Annotated in this window: 14 protein-coding genes; 8 read left to right on the top strand and 6 right to left on the bottom strand. The window is 68.8% G+C overall.

The features are described 5' to 3' along the window. Positions 1-34 precede the first annotated feature (34 nt). A complete protein-coding gene (locus ACFVJX_RS19715; RefSeq protein ID WP_384126455.1) occupies positions 35-472 on the bottom strand; it encodes an NfeD family protein in 438 nt (145 codons plus the stop codon). Between the two features lie 429 nt (positions 473-901). Here ACFVJX_RS19715 and ACFVJX_RS19710 point away from each other — a divergent pair, with 429 nt between their 5' ends. Both ACFVJX_RS19710 and ACFVJX_RS19705 read left to right on the top strand, forming a co-directional pair. Further along, positions 902-1,288, top strand: a complete 387-nt coding sequence (locus ACFVJX_RS19710) for a CPCC family cysteine-rich protein (RefSeq protein ID WP_384126456.1) — start codon at positions 902-904, stop codon at positions 1,286-1,288. Then, a complete protein-coding gene (locus ACFVJX_RS19705) occupies positions 1,285-2,007 on the top strand; it encodes a HEAT repeat domain-containing protein (protein WP_384126457.1) in 723 nt (240 codons plus the stop codon). Before ACFVJX_RS19710 ends, ACFVJX_RS19705 begins: the two co-directional genes overlap by 4 nt. Positions 2,008-2,141: 134 nt before the next feature. On the opposite strand, the gene ACFVJX_RS19700 is transcribed toward ACFVJX_RS19705, so the two are convergent. Continuing rightward, positions 2,142-2,672, bottom strand: a complete 531-nt coding sequence (locus ACFVJX_RS19700) for a hypothetical protein (protein ID WP_384126459.1) — start codon at positions 2,670-2,672, stop codon at positions 2,142-2,144. Between the two features lie 23 nt (positions 2,673-2,695). Then, on the bottom strand, positions 2,696-3,112 hold the full coding sequence (locus tag ACFVJX_RS19695) for a hypothetical protein (RefSeq protein ID WP_097910642.1): 417 nt from the start codon (positions 3,110-3,112) through the stop codon (positions 2,696-2,698). Positions 3,113-4,776: 1,664 nt separating this feature from the next. Here ACFVJX_RS19695 and ACFVJX_RS19690 point away from each other — a divergent pair. After that, positions 4,777-7,371: an ATP-binding protein gene (locus ACFVJX_RS19690; protein WP_384126460.1), complete on the top strand. Its 2,595-nt coding sequence runs from the start codon at positions 4,777-4,779 to the stop codon at positions 7,369-7,371. A 92-nt stretch (positions 7,372-7,463) separates the two neighbouring features. Here ACFVJX_RS19690 and ychF read toward each other — a convergent pair whose 3' ends face one another. Continuing rightward, a complete protein-coding gene (ychF, locus tag ACFVJX_RS19685; protein ID WP_384126461.1) occupies positions 7,464-8,552 on the bottom strand; it encodes a redox-regulated ATPase YchF in 1,089 nt (362 codons plus the stop codon). 360 nt (positions 8,553-8,912) lie between these two features. On the opposite strand from ychF, the gene ACFVJX_RS19680 reads away from it, so the two are divergent. After that, positions 8,913-9,464: a DUF6542 domain-containing protein gene (locus ACFVJX_RS19680; RefSeq protein WP_384126516.1), complete on the top strand. Its 552-nt coding sequence runs from the start codon at positions 8,913-8,915 to the stop codon at positions 9,462-9,464. A gap of 117 nt (positions 9,465-9,581) precedes the next feature. On the opposite strand, the gene ppgK is transcribed toward ACFVJX_RS19680, so the two are convergent. Continuing rightward, on the bottom strand, positions 9,582-10,319 hold the full coding sequence (gene ppgK, locus ACFVJX_RS19675; RefSeq protein ID WP_384126463.1) for a polyphosphate--glucose phosphotransferase: 738 nt from the start codon (positions 10,317-10,319) through the stop codon (positions 9,582-9,584). A gap of 107 nt (positions 10,320-10,426) precedes the next feature. Then, positions 10,427-11,416 carry a 4-hydroxy-3-methylbut-2-enyl diphosphate reductase gene (locus ACFVJX_RS19670; protein ID WP_384126464.1) on the bottom strand — a complete coding sequence of 330 codons (990 nt, stop codon included), beginning with the start codon at positions 11,414-11,416 and terminating at the stop codon, positions 10,427-10,429. Between the two features lie 111 nt (positions 11,417-11,527). Here ACFVJX_RS19670 and ACFVJX_RS19665 point away from each other — a divergent pair, with 111 nt between their 5' ends. From ACFVJX_RS19665 to ACFVJX_RS19650, 4 genes are all read left to right on the top strand, one after another. Continuing rightward, positions 11,528-12,937, top strand: a complete 1,410-nt coding sequence (locus ACFVJX_RS19665; protein ID WP_384126465.1) for an APC family permease — start codon at positions 11,528-11,530, stop codon at positions 12,935-12,937. Positions 12,938-13,149: 212 nt separating this feature from the next. Then, a complete protein-coding gene (gene xseA / locus ACFVJX_RS19660) occupies positions 13,150-14,361 on the top strand; it encodes an exodeoxyribonuclease VII large subunit (protein WP_384126466.1) in 1,212 nt (403 codons plus the stop codon). Positions 14,362-14,467: 106 nt separating this feature from the next. Beyond that, complete coding sequence (locus tag ACFVJX_RS19655) at positions 14,468-14,734, top strand: exodeoxyribonuclease VII small subunit (protein ID WP_384126467.1); 267 nt, start codon at positions 14,468-14,470, stop codon at positions 14,732-14,734. Between the two features lie 512 nt (positions 14,735-15,246). After that, complete coding sequence (locus ACFVJX_RS19650; protein ID WP_384126468.1) at positions 15,247-15,837, top strand: malonic semialdehyde reductase; 591 nt, start codon at positions 15,247-15,249, stop codon at positions 15,835-15,837. The last annotated feature ends 70 nt before the right edge of the window (positions 15,838-15,907 follow it).

Here is a 15,907-nt window from a genome sequence, read left to right as displayed (position 1 = left end):
TCCCTCGCTACGTGTTCAGCCGATCACAAGTCGATCACGGCAGAAGCTCGCGGGGGTACACGACAGCTGTAGCTCCCTCGATCTCCATGACGTCCACCAGCGCTCCCACCGGGATCACATGGCTTTCGTCGAGAGCGCGAGCGGACCATTCCTCGCCGGAGATCTTGATCAGACCGTGTGTCGCCGTGACCTCCTGCATGACCTCGGCCCGCTTGCCGAGCAGCGCATCGCTGCCCTCATGAGTGAGGGGTGACTGCGCCATACTCCGCAGCGCGACAGGCCGCACGAGCACGAGGCCCGCGACCGCCGCCACTCCGAGCGCCACAAGCTGACCCACGACACCAACGCCCAAACCGGCCACGACGGCCGCGACCAGCGCGGCGCCGGCCAGCAACCCGAGAACCAACGTCAGGGTGAAGAACTCCGCGACACCGAGTGCCGCGGCGGCGAGCAACCATGCGAGCCACGACATCGAATCAGCCTCCCCAATGGGGTCTACCCGTTTCCTACCCCCCGAGGCAGGGCCGGAACCACGAGCCCCGCCACTGAGCCGCGCTCGGTACGCATTCGCGGGTCCACGACCCCTGTGCATATGGATGAGGCTGTCGCATACGAGAAGGGGCCCGACCTCGGAAGGCCAGACCCCTTCTGATCAGCATGTTTGCCAGGTCAGCGAAGCAGCGCTCAGCCACCGCCTACACGTTGAAGCGGAATGTCTGAAGCCAGATCCTGACCTGCGGCGGAGCCCCCTCCAGGGCTCTGAACTGGGATTTACTGGTTGGCACGTGTTGGCTCCCGGCGGCCGTTTACGGGTGTCCTGCGGACTGGCTGCGGACTGGCCGGGCACCCCAGGCAGAGAAATGCATGGCTCACCGGCGGGGCCTCCAAGGAGACTGCGCAGGTGAGCAACTCCTACCCCTGCCCGTGCTGCGGACACCGCGTGCTGGACGCGATGCCCGGCTCGTACGAGATCTGCCCCGTCTGCTTCTGGGAGGACGACGGGGTCCAGTTCCGCTGGCCGACCATGGCCGGCGGGGCGAACAAGGTCTCCCTGATCGAGGCCCAGCGCAACTACCAGGACTTCGGCGCCTGCGACCAGCACGGCCGGCGGTACGTCCGCCCGCCGAGCGAGGACGAACTGCTCGACCCCGCCTGGCGCCCCACCGACCTGACGCGCGACTCCTTCGAGGACTGGGGAGCCGAGGACCGCGTTCCGTGGCCTGATGACCACTCAGTGCTCTGCTGGTGGCTCCCCAGCTTCTGGCGCCGCGACCACCCGGCGTCATGACCACCCACATCGAGAGGCTCGCCCAGCAGCTCGACGGCGAGTCCTACGACGCCCGCGCTGAACTGATCCACATCGGATCCGTCGCCACCCCCGCCATCCTCGACGCCCTCCCCTCCCTCGGGGGCTTCGGGCAGCTGACCGCCATCGAGGTCTTCGAGGAAGTCGCCGACCCCCGCTGCGGCCCCGCCCTGATCACCCTGCTCGACGGCGACAACCCCACCGTCCGGCACTGGGCGGCCTCGGCCCTGGCGAGCTTGGAGATCGAGGACGCGATTGAGCCCCTGCGCCGCGCCTACCGCGTCTGCCTGGAGCGGCGGACTCCACCCGACGAGTCCGAACCCGTCGCCATCCGCTGGGCCCTAACTGATCTCGGCGCCCGCAGCCCCGTCGTCCCCTCCCTGACCGCCCGCCTGCAAGCCGGTACCGGACCGGACAGCCCCGGCTGGCCCTCGGCCCACTTCGCGGAGATCATCGACGACCTGGCCGACCACTCCCAACTGGTCCTCTACTCCCAGTTCTGGCGAGTGGACGCCAGCCAGACGTACGGCGTCTCCGGCACCGGCCTCGACTGGCAGCTCGACTGGACCGCGCCCTGGGAGCACCTGGTCGAGGAAGCCCGCGCCTGGTCCCTCCTGGAAGCCACCGAAGCCCCCGCCGCCGACAATATCTTCGTTGCCCCCACCTGGATAGACCGTACCGACTTGTGCCCCGAGAGGTGACCGATGCCATCCCAGCACCCCGAGGAGACCGGCTACGGCAGCGGCGGCAAGGAACCAAAGCCTGCAGGACTTCGTCGCAACGGCTGCAACCAACCGCGCACGCCGTTACTGCCGATCGCCCCGGAAAGCTGGAGCTACAACGGCCCCAGAACCTCCGCACAATCAAGGGCGAGGCGTCCGATGCTTCCGGCTTCACCAGGGGATCGGATCAAGGAATAGATGAAGAGCCCAGCGGCGACCAACCCGTGAAGAACCCTGACGTACGTGTCAGTGTTGAAGCTCCATGGGCTGCGGAGAAGTGCCTTGTTCAGCATGAAGACCTCAATGGCCACGCCAACGATCGTGGCGCATGCCGTGTAGACCATCACCCACCATATTGAAGGTCCAGGCTCAGCCTCGAACACAAGTTGCAGACTAGTGCCACCTACAAGCAAGGGCACCGGGGCAAGTAGATAGAGCAGAACCGTGATCGGGATGTGCCACGGCCCCATATAGAAGACATACTCGCCATCGTCGTCCTCGTCATCACCCTGAACCGCCTCCCGAAGGCGAGATGCCGCGGGGTCAAAGTGGTAGTGGTTCTGAACGAAGTGCTGATCTCTACCCGCCTGATGCACTTGGGCGGCATCGGAGGCATCGGCCCACATCGACCAGGGCTCGTTCATCTCTCCGTCATGACGGGGCGGAGTCACGACTGGGTGATCTTCTGGTCGCGCCCGGCCTGGAACACCTGCCCGTTGCCGCTCGCATGGGCAGTCATATTCAGTGAGGGGCGGGGACCGCTGGTGTTCTGTTGCTCGAGCACTGCGTTGAGCTGCCTGAGGTCGTCAATGGCATGCGGCTGTGCTACGAGTAATCCGAGCAAGTACCCGTTCCATGCAGCGACGAGTGCGGCGCGCGTGTGTTCATCACCCGCTTGTAGAGCGCCGACGAGAACCCTACGGTTCTCCTCGAAGTCCTCATGGATCGCTTCGGCGGACTCGGGCCGAAACCGTTGCCAGAGCGCTACGACGCCGTCCCTCGCGCGCTGCCAGCCATCCGTGGCCATCGCCGAAACGATGGCGGTGCCAGCCGCACCGGCGACTGCGACGATCTGCGGGTCCACACATTCCCCCTGAAGACGCGGGATGATCTCGTGAGTCCTCTTGCTGTCGTGACCTAGGGGCACGTACAGCAAGCCATCAGCTATAGCACACAGTTGACGACTCGCTACAGGCCTGTTGTCGCCGTCACGCGGAGCGGGCCGTGCCCCAGGCCGTTCTGGAGAACCCGGATGCTGGACCGTGATCCCCCCGAGGAGGTCCCGCTCTCCCATATCCCCGAGGGTGCTTCATGGCCCGCTCGTCGCGGCTGCACGACCAGCTGGAAGCACTCGACCGGCACGCCGTCCGCGCGATCGCCACCGCGAATTCGCTGACAGGTTCGTCGTTCCTCGATCTGCTGCGGATTCTGCGCGCGCACGACTTGGACGCCCACGCACAGGCCTCTGATCGAGCCAGCCCCCGAGCACCCGGACCTGGGCAAGGTGATGACGCACACGAACCTGCTGAAGCACCTGCGCACTGCGGGCGAGGCCGAGGCCGCCGACCGCTTCGAAGCCACGGTCTCACCGAGCCGCCCGAACCTGCTCACCCCCGGCGCTGAGCCGACGACACGCCCCGCGCCTCGCCGCGCGCACGGGGCGCGCAACTCAGGCAGTCACAACACATCTTCTGTCATGTCCAGACGGCGCCTGCACGGCACTTTATGAATGGTTGCGGCAGGGGGCTGTCAGTGGCGCGCTGCATGCTAGGGCGAGCCGAGACCAAGGGGGATGCACCACATGGGTGGAGTCGATACGGCACGGGGAATGGGGTTCCAGACAGCGTGCGCCATTCTGCAGCTCATCCGCACCACCGAGGAGTACCCGGAAGCCGAGATCTTCCGGGTGGAGGGCGCCGACGAGGCCATCGACTTCGAGGTACGCGACGCGCAGGGGCGGCCGCTGCTGCTCGCGCAGGCGAAGACCCGCGTCGAGCCGGGATCATGGTCCGGCCCGGAGCTGGTGCGGCTGGCCCGCCGGTGGGGGGCCGCCGATCCCGGCGCCACGGCAGTGCTGCGGTTTCTCTCGGACGCCCCCGTGCACCCGTCGGGCCAAGCCCTGCGGGACGCGGTAACGAGGGCCCGGGCAGTGCCGGACCCCAACCGGTGGCTGGCTGAGTGCGAGGATGAGGTGCCGGCCTCGGTGGGACTCACCTTCGAGGACCACAAGTTGCTGCGACGACTGGAGATCGAGACCCGGATCGGCCCATGGGAGCAGATCCTCGACCAGGCCCGGCTGGAGCTGCTGCGACTGTCCCCCGTTGCCGTAGCGGCAGCCGAGGTCGACGGCACCGTCGATGCACTGTTCGTGAAGATGTTCCAGTGGTCCGGGGACCGTCGGCTCGCCCAGCGCACGGTCCAGCTGGACGAGCTTCCCCGGATCCTGCGAGGCCGCCGGGGCACACTCGAGGCAGGCGCGGACGCGCCGCCCGGGCCTAGCCGAGCGCTGTTCCGCGACGTCCCCTCGGCCGCCGGCGTGCGTGGCCGAGACCGCGAGCTGACGGCTCTCAGGGAGCGGTTCCTGGGGGAGCCCGATGCGGGAATGGTCCGAGCTGTGGTGTCCGGCCTCGGGGGATTGGCAAGTCGAGCATCGCCCGGCTGTACGCCCATCGGTACCGACACACGTACGAGTTCGTTTGGTGGATCCCATCCGACACCCGGGAGTACGTCCTTGCCGCATACCGACGAATGGTCACCGAGGAGCAGCAGGAGGTCGGGACGGGGGCCGAGGAGGAGATCATCGCCCAGGTCGGCGTTCGCCTGGCGAACCTCGGCCCCCGTCTGCTGCTGGTCTACGACAACGTCGCGGACCGGCAGCATCTGCATGGGCTGCTGCCCTCCTGCGACGGCGCGCATGTACTTGTCACCACCCGTGACTCAGCCTGGGGCGCGGCGGACGGCGGACTGGCTGTCGAACGGATGACGGCCGACGAGGCCACCGCCTGGGCCGGGGAGCGGCTGCCTGCGATCTCCGACACTGAGGTGACCACGCTGGTCGACGCAGTGGAAGGTATCCCGCTCGCCATCGCCCAGGCCACCGGCTACATCGCGGCGACCCAGTGCCCGGTCGACACCTACCTGGCGGAACTCGCTCAATCCCGAACCCGGTTGCTCGATGATTCCGGATTCGTGCCGCTCGACTATCGGCAGGGTGTGACGCTGACAGCGGCGGTGGCCCTGAGCGTGAGGAAGGTGCTCGATCAGGCGCTGCGGGCATCCGAGGGAACGGGACAGCATCTCGCCGCGGAACTGCTCGCCCGATGCTCCCTGCTCGCACCGGACTCCATTCCGCTCCATCTCGCGACACTCGACCTTCCGGCCGGATCTGCCGTCTACGGTGCCGTGGCAGAGCTGCGCAGATTCTCCTTGGTCGACCCTCGAGACGGCGTACTGGCGATCCACCGCATAGTCCAGGAGGTCATCCGCGCGATGCTGGACGGCGATGCCGTGAACGATATGCAGGGTCGCTTCCAGTACGAGCTGGTGAGGCAGCTAGTGGAGTGCCAGAAGCAGCACACCTGGACGGAGGCCGCGGTCCTGATCGAGCACGCAGTTCATGTCGCGCACAACGTCCGGAACAGCGGCTCCGGGAACGGCAACACCGTCGCTCTGTTGGCCAATGTGGCTGGAGCCATCATGAACGTACAGAGCGATCTCCTGCGCAGTGAGGGATTGTTGCGCGAAGCGTTGGAGATCGCGGAGGAAAGAGACGTGGACAATCCGGTCTACCGCCGAGCCGCGACAACAGGCACGCTAGCTCAATGCCTGCTAAATCAGTCAAGGTTTGAGGAGGCGGCGAAGGCCGCGCGGACCAGCTGGACCCTCCTGGAAGGCATGGATTCACTCGGCGCGGAGGGAGTGGAGCATCTCCTCTTGGCCCACGAGTCCGACATGCGCGCGGCCGTTGCTCAGGACCGGTTTGCCGATGTCGCTCGCGCCAGCACTCGGATCGAAGAGGTGCTGCGGCGCGAGGAAGTGCCGCCTGCGACCGTCCTGCGAACTCGGCTGCAACAAGCGCAGGTGCTGGTGTGGATCCAGTACTGGGACAGCGCGGCAATGGTCATCAGCCAGGCCAGAGCCGAGGCTCCGACAGAGGCCGAGACGAACACGGACCTGCATTTCCTGGACGCCACCATCAAAGCTTCCACGGGCCGCGTGGAAGAGTCCCTCAGCATCACCGCTGCCATTCCCGAGCCCACCGAGCGGACGGCCGTGAGCGTCATGCGGCAACATGCGGACCACGTGATTGAGGCGGCGCATGCCGTGATGGTCGGCAGTCTGGCCCGTCACGAGAAGGGGCTCACTACGGAGGGCTGGATCCTTCAGGCCGCAGAGTCAATGGTCGACCGGGGTGAGGCCCTACTGCGAGCACATACCGAAGCTGGGCCAGACATGTTGGCCCCTGTCTTGCAGCGACGCGCAGTTCTGGAAATGACCCGGCATCTGGTAGGACACTCAGGTGGGGGGACCGAGAGGTGCCGCACCTTGATGCGACAGAGCCTTGACCTGTTCGAAGCGGCAGGGCAGGGCCACGTAGCACTCGCGACCACGGCACGCCGGTACCTGGAGCTGATGGAACAGGAAACCCAGGAGAAGCCTTCCGAGACCATCAGCGCTGATGCCCCGGCAATTTTCCCGCTGCCGTCCTCGGGTGGGGGCGGCACGTACCGAATCTCCGACTTCCCATGGCCCAGAGCAGTGACGCTCACTCAGGCTGTTCCACCGGAGGCGCGCCTGCTGTACGGCCTGATCGGAGCCACCGCCTACCACCTGGGTGGCCAAGAGGCTCCCTCCCCCGCCTTCCTTTGCCACGCCTTCGCCACCGCCCTGCGCTCCATGGGTCTGGAGGGTCGCGTAATCCCGTCGATGTTGCGAGTGACCCGCGGCAACGGCGAGTCCCTGCCCCTACCCGAGTGGGGGCTCCCTCCGACGGTCACGGCGAATGGGGAGATCCTGGGGCACATGGTCGTCTGGTGCGAAGACGCCGGTCGACTGGTGGACCCAGCGCTGCTCCTTGGCCAGAGCCGATTCGGCCCTGGCGCCGCAGAGCATGAGATCTTCCGGGCCCCTGCCGTTCTACCGGCGCCCGGGTTGGGCTCTCTGCTCGGTTTCAGACCCGCCACGCATCGAGAGGGACATCTGCTCGCGTACGAGTTCCGCCTCGACTGGGAGGAGCGCCTCAGTGGGGTGCTCGCGCGCTTGGACGAGGCGGCGATAGCCAAATTCGCGCGGGCACTCGCCACCTCGGCCACCCTGGCAGCCGCTACCAATCCGCAGGGGTGAATAAGGCATCCGGCGCTGAGTTGCGGACTGCTGCGGACAGGAAGGGGCCCTGACCTGCGTCGTCGCAGGTCAAGGCCCCTCCGGGAAGGCGATCACACGTTGAAGCGGAACTCCACCACGTCCCCGTCCTGCATGACGTAGTCCTTGCCCTCCATGCGGGCCTTGCCCTTGGCGCGGGCCTCGGCGACCGAGCCGGTCTCGACCAGGTCGTCGAAGGAGATGATCTCAGCCTTGATGAAGCCCTTCTGGAAGTCGGTGTGGATGACACCGGCTGCCTCGGGGGCCGTGGCGCCCTTCTTGATCGTCCAGGCGCGGGTTTCCTTCGGGCCTGCCGTGAGGTACGTCTGCAGGCCCAGGGTGTCGAAGCCGACGCGGCCGAGGGTGGCGAGGCCGGGCTCTTCCTGGCCCATGGACTGGAGGAGTTCCAGGGCCTCGTCGTCGTCGAGCTCGATCAGCTCGGACTCGATCTTGGCGTTGAGGAAGATCGCCTCGGCGGGGGCCACCAGGGCGCGCTGCTCGTTCTTGAAGTCCTCGTCGACCAGCTCGTCCTCGTCGACGTTGAAGACGTAGAGGAAGGGCTTCGTGGTGAGGAGGTGCAGCTCGTGGAGGAGGCGGCCCTTCTCGGTGGAGGCCGTGATTCCCGCGTGGAAGAGGGTGTCGCCCGCTTCGAGGATCTTCTGGGCCTCCTCGACGGCGGCCAGGACCGCGACCTTCTCCTTCTGGAGGCGGGCCTCCTTCGTGAGGCGCGGGACGGCCTTCTCGACGGACTGGAGGTCGGCGAGGATCAGCTCCGTGTTGATCGTCTCGATGTCGTCCTTGGGCGAGACCTTGCCGTCGACGTGGACGACGTTCTCGTCCTTGAAGGCGCGGATGACCTGGCAGATCGCGTCCGACTCACGGATGTTCGCGAGGAACTTGTTTCCCAGGCCCTCACCTTCGCTCGCGCCGCGCACGATGCCCGCGATGTCGACGAAGTCGACCGTCGCCGGGAGCAGCTTCTGGGAGCCGAAGATCTTCGCGAGCGTGTTCAGTCGTGCGTCGGGGACGCCGACGACGCCGACGTTCGGCTCGATCGTGGCGAACGGGTAGTTGGCCGCCAGCACGTCGTTCTTGGTCAGGGCGTTGAACAGGGTCGACTTGCCGACATTCGGCAGGCCGACGATTCCGATCGTGAGCGACACGTTGGCGACTTCCTGAGGGGTGGGCGGGCTCGCAATGACGTTCCGGCCCCGGTGGGCCGATTCTCCAGTTTACGGGCGGGGGCGAGCGCCCGGTCACGGGTCCCGCCGGGCGTCCCGTGGGCCCCCGATCCGGTTCCCATTGGGCCGTGTGGCATCGAACTCATCCCCAAGGTCGGCCAAAACGCGTGTCCCGCACGTGATTCCTGCCGCCCGGCGACCTACGTTGTCCCGGTGGAGCAGCACAGGACACGTCCCCAGCAGCGCAGCCAGACCCGGCAGGCCCCGGTGTCCCCGCTCGGGACCAAGGGAGTCAAGGGAGCCAAGGGCACCGGTGGTGCAGGCGCCGCCGTCTATCGGGTGATGAGCGCGCCCTCGGGCCGGGGCCGCCCGGTCGCACCTGCCGTGCTCGCCCTGCGACGGCTGCCGAACCCTCGGCTGACCGGTATCGGCGCCGGGCTCTTCGCGGCCGTCACCATGTTCGTACTGGCCTGTGCGGACTGGCTGCTGTTCGACGGCTCCGCCATCGTGTTCGGCGTGCTGTTCCTGCCCGTCAGTGCGCTGACCGCGTTCTGGGTGCGGCCCGCCGACCTGGTGACCGCGCCGATCAGTGTGCCGATCGCGTTCGCCGTCGGCATCTTCCCGATCTCGGGCGGCGCGGGCGGCTTCGGCGGGCAGGCCATGGCCGTCGTCACCGCGCTCGCCGTCCACGCCGGCTGGCTGTACGGCGGAACGCTCATCGCCGGTCTCATCGCGACCGTGCGCAAGGTCCGGCTCATGCGGGCCCGGCAGCGGCGGATGCTGCTGGCCGCGCAGACCGCGCGTGCGGCCGGGGCAGGCGCCGGGGCGGGGGCAGGACAGCCGCAGGCTGCCCGGACCGCCGGACGGGCACCGCGGCGCCCGTCCCAGCGTTAGGGCGCCGCTCCCGCGCCACGTGGTCCCGTCCCTCGGGTATCAGGACACCACGCACCCCACGTCGTCCCGGCCGTCCCGGCATCAGGACTCCACCTGCGGCGTGTCCGGTCCCAGGTGTCAGTGGCCGGCCGCCGCCATGGCCGCGCCCACGATGCCGGCGTTGTTCTGCAGTTCCGCAGGCACCATCTCGGCCCGTACGTGCTCGATCAGCGGCAGGAACTTGTCCGACTTGCGGCTGACACCGCCGCCGATGATGAACAGCTCGGGCGAGAACAGCATCTCCACGTGGGCCAGGTATTTCTGCACCCGGTGCGCCCAGTGGTGCCAGCTCAGGTCCTCGTCCTCCTTGGCCTTGGTCGAGGCGTGCTTCTCCGCGTCGTGGCCGTTGAGCTCCAGGTGGCCGAGCTCGGTGTTCGGCACGAGCCTGCCGTCGATGAAGAGCGCGCTGCCGATGCCCGTACCGAGTGTCAGCACGATGACCGTGCCCTTGCGGTCGCGCCCGGCGCCGAAGGTCATCTCGGCGATACCGGCCGCGTCCGCGTCGTTCAGCACGGTGACCGGCAGGCCCAGCTTGTCGCCGAGCAGGGTGCGGGCGTCCAGGTCGATCCAGCCCTTGTCGACATTGGCCGCGGATCGGGTGACACCACCGGTGACCACGCCCGGGAACGTAATGCCCACGGGCCCCGACCAGTCGAAATGGCCGACCACCTCCGCCACGCACCCGGCCACGTCCTCGGGTGTGGCCGGGTGCGGTGTGAGTACTTTGTGGCGCTCCTGCGCCAGGTCTCCGCGGTCCAGGTCCACGGGAGCACCCTTGATCCCGGATCCGCCGATGTCCACGCCGAAGATCTCCATGTGATCCACGGTACGGGCAGGCGGCCCGGCTCACTTCCCGGAGCGGAAAACCGTACGAGAAAGCCTGCGGGAAGCGGTGCGCGCCTCCGGGGCCCGGCGCGGGGGCGTCATTCGGCGGACAGTGCCGCCGCCTCCGCGCGCAGGTCCCGGCGCAGCTCCTTGGGGAGCGAGAAGACGATGGACTCCTCGGCCGCCTTCACGATCTCGACGTCCTCGAAGCCACGCTCGGAGAGCCAGGCCAGCACACCGTCGACCAGGACCTCGGGTACGGACGCGCCCGAGGTGACGCCGACCGTGGAGACGCCTTCCAGCCAGGCCTCCTCGATCTCGTCCGCGGAGTCGACCAGGTGCGAGTCGCCGGCACCCGCACCGAGGGCGACCTCGACCAGGCGGACCGAGTTGGAGGAGTTCTTGGAGCCGACGACGATCACGAGGTCGGCGTCCGCGCCCATCTGCTTCACCGCGATCTGGCGGTTCTGCGTGGCGTAGCAGATGTCGTCGCTGGGCGGCGAGATCAGGAGCGGGAACTTCTCCTTGAGCGCGCCGACGGTCTCCATCGTCTCGTCGACCGACAGCGTGGTCTGGGAGAGCCACACGACCCTGGAGGGGTCGCGCACCTCGACGTTCTCGACGTCCTCGGGGCCGTCGACCAGGGTGATGTGCTCGGGAGCCTCGCCGGAGGTGCCGATGACCTCCTCGTGGCCCTCGTGGCCGATGAGGAGGATGTCGAAGTCGTCCTGCGCGAAGCGGACGGCTTCCTTGTGGACCTTGGTGACCAGGGGGCAGGTCGCGTCGATCGTGGCGAGCTTCCGCTCGGCCGCCTCCTCGTGCACGGTCGGCGCGACGCCGTGCGCGGAGAACATCACGATCGAGCCCTCGGGGACCTCCGCGGTCTCCTCGACGAAGATCGCGCCCTTCTTCTCCAGGGTCTGTACGACGTATTTGTTGTGGACGATCTCATGGCGCACGTAGACCGGTGAGCCGTACTGCTCCAGGGCCTTCTCCACGGCGATCACGGCACGGTCCACGCCCGCGCAGTAGCCACGGGGAGCGGCGAGCAGGACGCGTCGGGGTGTCGTAGCAGTCATGCGTCCCATCGTAAGGCCGTACCGAACAGGCGCGGGGCCGACGGGGTCGGGAGACTGATCACCACGCGATCGGGGAGTGATCACCGTACGACTGATCACCACGCGACAAACGGAGGACTCATGGCCGGCAGCGGCATCGGCGATTCCGGCAAGAGCACGGATTCCGGCAGCACCACCGGGGGTTCCGGCAGCACCACCGACCGGGCGGGGCTGCGCAGGACACTGGGCTTCCGGGATCTGGTGGTCTACGGACTGCTGTTCATCGCCCCGATGGCCCCCGTCGGTGTCTTCGGCACGCTCGACGCGAAATCGGACGGCGCGGTGGCGCTGGTGTACGTCGTCGCGACCGTCGTGATGGCGTTCACCGCCTTCAGTTACGCCCAGATGGTGCGGGTCGCCCCCCTGGCCGGGTCGGTCTTCGCCTACGCGCGCAAGGGTCTCGGGGAAGGGCCGGGGTTCATCGCCGGATGGATGGCGATGCTCGACTATCTGCTGATCCCGGCGGTCGCCTACCTCTTCTCCGGGATCGCGATGAACTCGCTGGTCCCGGAGGTCTCGCGGTGGGTGTGGACCGCACTGGCGGTGGTCCTCACGACGCTGCTCAACCTCTGGGGCGTACGTGCTGCGGCCCGGGTCGGCTTCGCGGTGCTCGCCATGGAGATCGTGGTGCTGCTGGTGTTCCTGGTGGCAGCTGTGGTGGTGCTCGTGCGGGACGGCGCGCAGCGCGGCTGGCTGACCCCGCTCACCGGCGATTCGGGGTTCTCGACGACGGCGGTGCTGGGCGCGGTGTCCGTGGCCGTCCTGTCGTACCTGGGCTTCGACGCCATCGCCACGTTCGCGGAAGAGGTGACCGGCGGTTCGGCGAAGGTGGCGCGGGCACTGCTGTTCTGCCTGGTGCTGGCGGGTGTGCTGTTCGTGGCGCAGTCGTACCTGGCGGCTCTGCTGGAGCCGATGACGTCGGCGGAGCTGGTCGCCGATCCGGTCGCTCAGGGCTCCGCCTTCTACGACACGGTGGACTCCGCGGTCGGGTCCTGGCTGCATGACCTGGTGGCGGTGAGCAAGGCGATCGGGGCGGCGTTCGCGGCCCTGGCGGGGCAGGCGGCCGCGGGCCGGCTGCTGTTCGCGATGGCCCGGGAGCGCCGCCTGCCCGCGGTGCTGTCCAAGGTCGACCCGCGCTCGGGCGTGCCGCGGATCGCGATCCTGATCGCGGCGGTCGTGACGCTGGTGGCGGCGGTCTGGGCGGCCCGGCGCGACGACGGCCTGGACCACCTGGTGTCGGTCGTGGACGTGGGCGCGCTGACCGCGTTCGTCCTGCTGCACGCCTCGGTGGTCGGCTGGTTCGCGGTACGCCGGATGGAGGGGCAGCCGAGCTGGTGGCGGCACGTCCTGATCCCGGTGGTGGGCGCGGGGGTGCTGATCGCGGTGATCGTGGAGGCGACAACGAGCGCCCAGGTGGTGGGAGCGTGCTGGCTCGTGGTGGGACTGGTCGTGCTGGCACTCCAGCGGAGTCGCCGGCGCGGGACGGCGTGAGCGCACGGCAGCGGACTCGCCGGGCGCTGGAGGGTTTCAGCGCACGGCAGCGGACTGGCCGGGAACGGGATGGTGTCAGGGCCCCGCAGCGGAGTGCGCTCGGTGCGTCCTGGCGGTGAGGATCGCCGGTGAGCCTCGGCGGTCAAGTGCCTCGGTGGGTACCGGCGTCATGGAGCGGCTCGTTGTCGGTCCTGGCGGATACGCTCGCTCGCATGGCTCTCCAAACATCCGCGGAAGCTCCGCTGCCCGTCGGTGACGTGTCACGGCTCATCGGCGGCTGGATCGACCGGCTCGGTGCCGTCTGGGTCGAGGGGCAGATCACCCAGCTGTCGCGGCGCCCGGGTGCCGGAGTGGTGTTCCTGACGCTGCGCGACCCCTCCCACGACATCTCGGTGAGCGTGACGTGTTTCCGGCAGGTCTTCGACCGGATCGCTGACGTGGTCACGGAGGGGGCGCGGGTCGTGGTCCTCGCCAAGCCGGAGTGGTACGCACCGCGCGGCCAGCTCTCGCTGCGGGCCACCGAGATACGGCCGGTCGGCATCGGTGAGCTGCTGGTCCGGTTGGAGCTGCTCAAGAAGTCGCTCGCCGGTGAGGGCCTGTTCGCCCTCGACCGCAAGAAGCCGCTGCCCTTCCTGCCACAGTTGATCGGGCTGGTCTGCGGCCGCGCCTCGGCGGCCGAGCGCGACGTTCTGGAGAACGCCCGGCGCAGATGGCCCGCGGTCCGCTTCGAGGTGCGCAACACCGCGGTGCAGGGCGTGCACGCGGTGAATCAGGTGGTCCAGGCCGTGAAGGAGCTGGACGACCTCCCGGACGTCGACGTGATCGTCGTGGCGCGCGGCGGCGGCAGCGTGGAGGACCTGCTGCCGTTCTCGGACGAGCAGCTGATCCGTACGGTCGCGGCGTGCCGCACCCCCGTGGTCTCGGCGATCGGGCACGAGCCCGACTCCCCGCTCCTCGATCTGGTCGCCGACGTACGGGCGTCCACGCCGACGGACGCCGCGAAGAAGGTCGTGCCCGACGTGGGCGAGGAGCTGGACCGCGTGCAGCAGCTGCGGGACCGGGCGCTGCGGACCGTACGGGGGCTGCTCGACCGGGAGGAGCGGGGCCTGGCCCACGCGCTGGGTCGGCCCTCGATGGAGCATCCCCAGCGGATGGTGGACGAGCGCGCGGCGGAGGTCGACGCGCTGATCGGGCGAGGCCGGCGGGTGCTGGGGCACCTCCTGGACCGCGCCGACTCGGAGCTCGCCCACACCCGCGCCCGGGTGGTCGCGCTGTCGCCCGCGGCGACGCTGGAGCGCGGTTACGCGGTGCTCCAGCGGGCGGACGGACACGTGGTGCGCGATCCCGCCGACGCGGGGGCGGCCGGGGACGCCCTCCGGGCCCGGGTGTCGGGGGGCGAGTTCGTGGTCCGGGTCTCCGAGTGAGGGCGGCCACCGGCGGACCGGACAACCGGCCGGCGTGCTCACGCGGTATCGGCGCGGCCACCCATGCCCGTATTGACGGACCTGCTCACGCAATAAGGTGGATCACATGACGGACGACGGGACGACGGCTGCGGCCACGGGCACGCTCGGGTACGAGCAGGCACGCGACGAGCTGATCGAGGTGGTGCGCCGGCTGGAGGCGGGCGGGACGAGCCTCGAGGAGTCCCTCGCGCTGTGGGAGCGTGGCGAGGAGCTGGCGAAGGTGTGCCGGCACTGGCTGGAGGGCGCACGCGCCCGGCTGGACGCGGCCCTTGCGGGACCGGCCGCTCCCGGGGACGACAGCGATGAGGGCACGGCTACCGACGCCGGATGAGCCGAGGCCGGTGTCCGTGTCGGGAGAGCCCGAGGCCGCGTGAGCCGAGGCCGGTGTCCGTGTCGGGAGAGCCCGAGGCCGCGTGAGCCGAGGCCGGTGTCGGGAAAGCCCGAGGCCGCGTGAGCCGAGGCATGAGCCTAGGCCGCATGAACCGACGCATGATGAGCCCGAGGCCGGCCGCGTCCAACAGCGTCGGCCGCGTCCAGTGGATGAGTCCGGTGGGTGAGTCCGGTGGGTGACTCCAGCACCGGATGAATGTCCTAAGTCGGCCCGAGTCGTCCCCGCCGGCCGGACACCGGGCCCTGCACAGCGCCAGGCCCGGAGCAGAGCCGGACCGGGGCCGGAGGCCGTGGGAACAGAAACCGGGGCCGGGGCCGTTGGGCCGGAGGCAGGGCGTGCTCGTTGTGGAGTGAATCACTCGGATCTGATTTTAGTTGAAAGTTAACCTACCTCTCCCGTACCGTGGCCGTGTTGCATGATCCCCCGCGTTCGTCCGGAAGGTAATACGCAAGATGTCCCTCGTTCTTGACCCCGCCGCCCAGGACCTCCTCTTCCGTGAGGCCCGCACCGCCAACACCTTCACCGACGAGCCGGTGACCGAGGAGCAGGTCCAGGCGATCTACGACCTGGTCAAGTACGGCCCGACCGCGTTCAACCAGTCGCCGCTGCGCGTCATCCTGGTCCGTTCGGACGAGGCCCGCGCCCGCCTCGTCCCGCACATGGCCGAGGGCAACCGGCCCAAGACCTCGACCGCCCCGTTGGTCGCGATCCTGGCCACCGACAACGAGTTCCACGAGGAGCTCCCGGCCCTGCTCCCGCACTTCCCGCAGGCCAAGGACGCGTTCTTCTCCGAGCGCCCGGTCCGCGAGTCCGCCGCCGCACTGAACGGCGCGCTGCAGGCCGCCTACTTCATCATCGGCGTCCGTGCCGCCGGCCTGGCCGCCGGCCCGATGACCGGCTTCGACGCCGCGGGCATCGAGAAGGAGTTCCTGGACGGCGACCACAACGTGCTGATGGTCGTCAACATCGGCAAGCCGGGCGAGGACGCCTGGTTCCCGCGTCTGCCGCGCCTGGCCTACGACGAGGTCATCAAGAGCGTCTGAGCCCCCGCCCCGGCTCCGGCCGGGCGGGCCGAGGCCCATGCGAAAGGCCCTGGAGCACGCGCTCCAGGGC

It is taken from the genome of Streptomyces sp. NPDC127177, assembly GCF_042672475.1.
Classification (GTDB): Bacteria; Actinomycetota; Actinomycetes; order Streptomycetales; family Streptomycetaceae; genus Streptomyces.
Note: the sequence above shows the minus strand (reverse complement) of the source record. Positions and strands in the feature narration are given on the sequence as shown.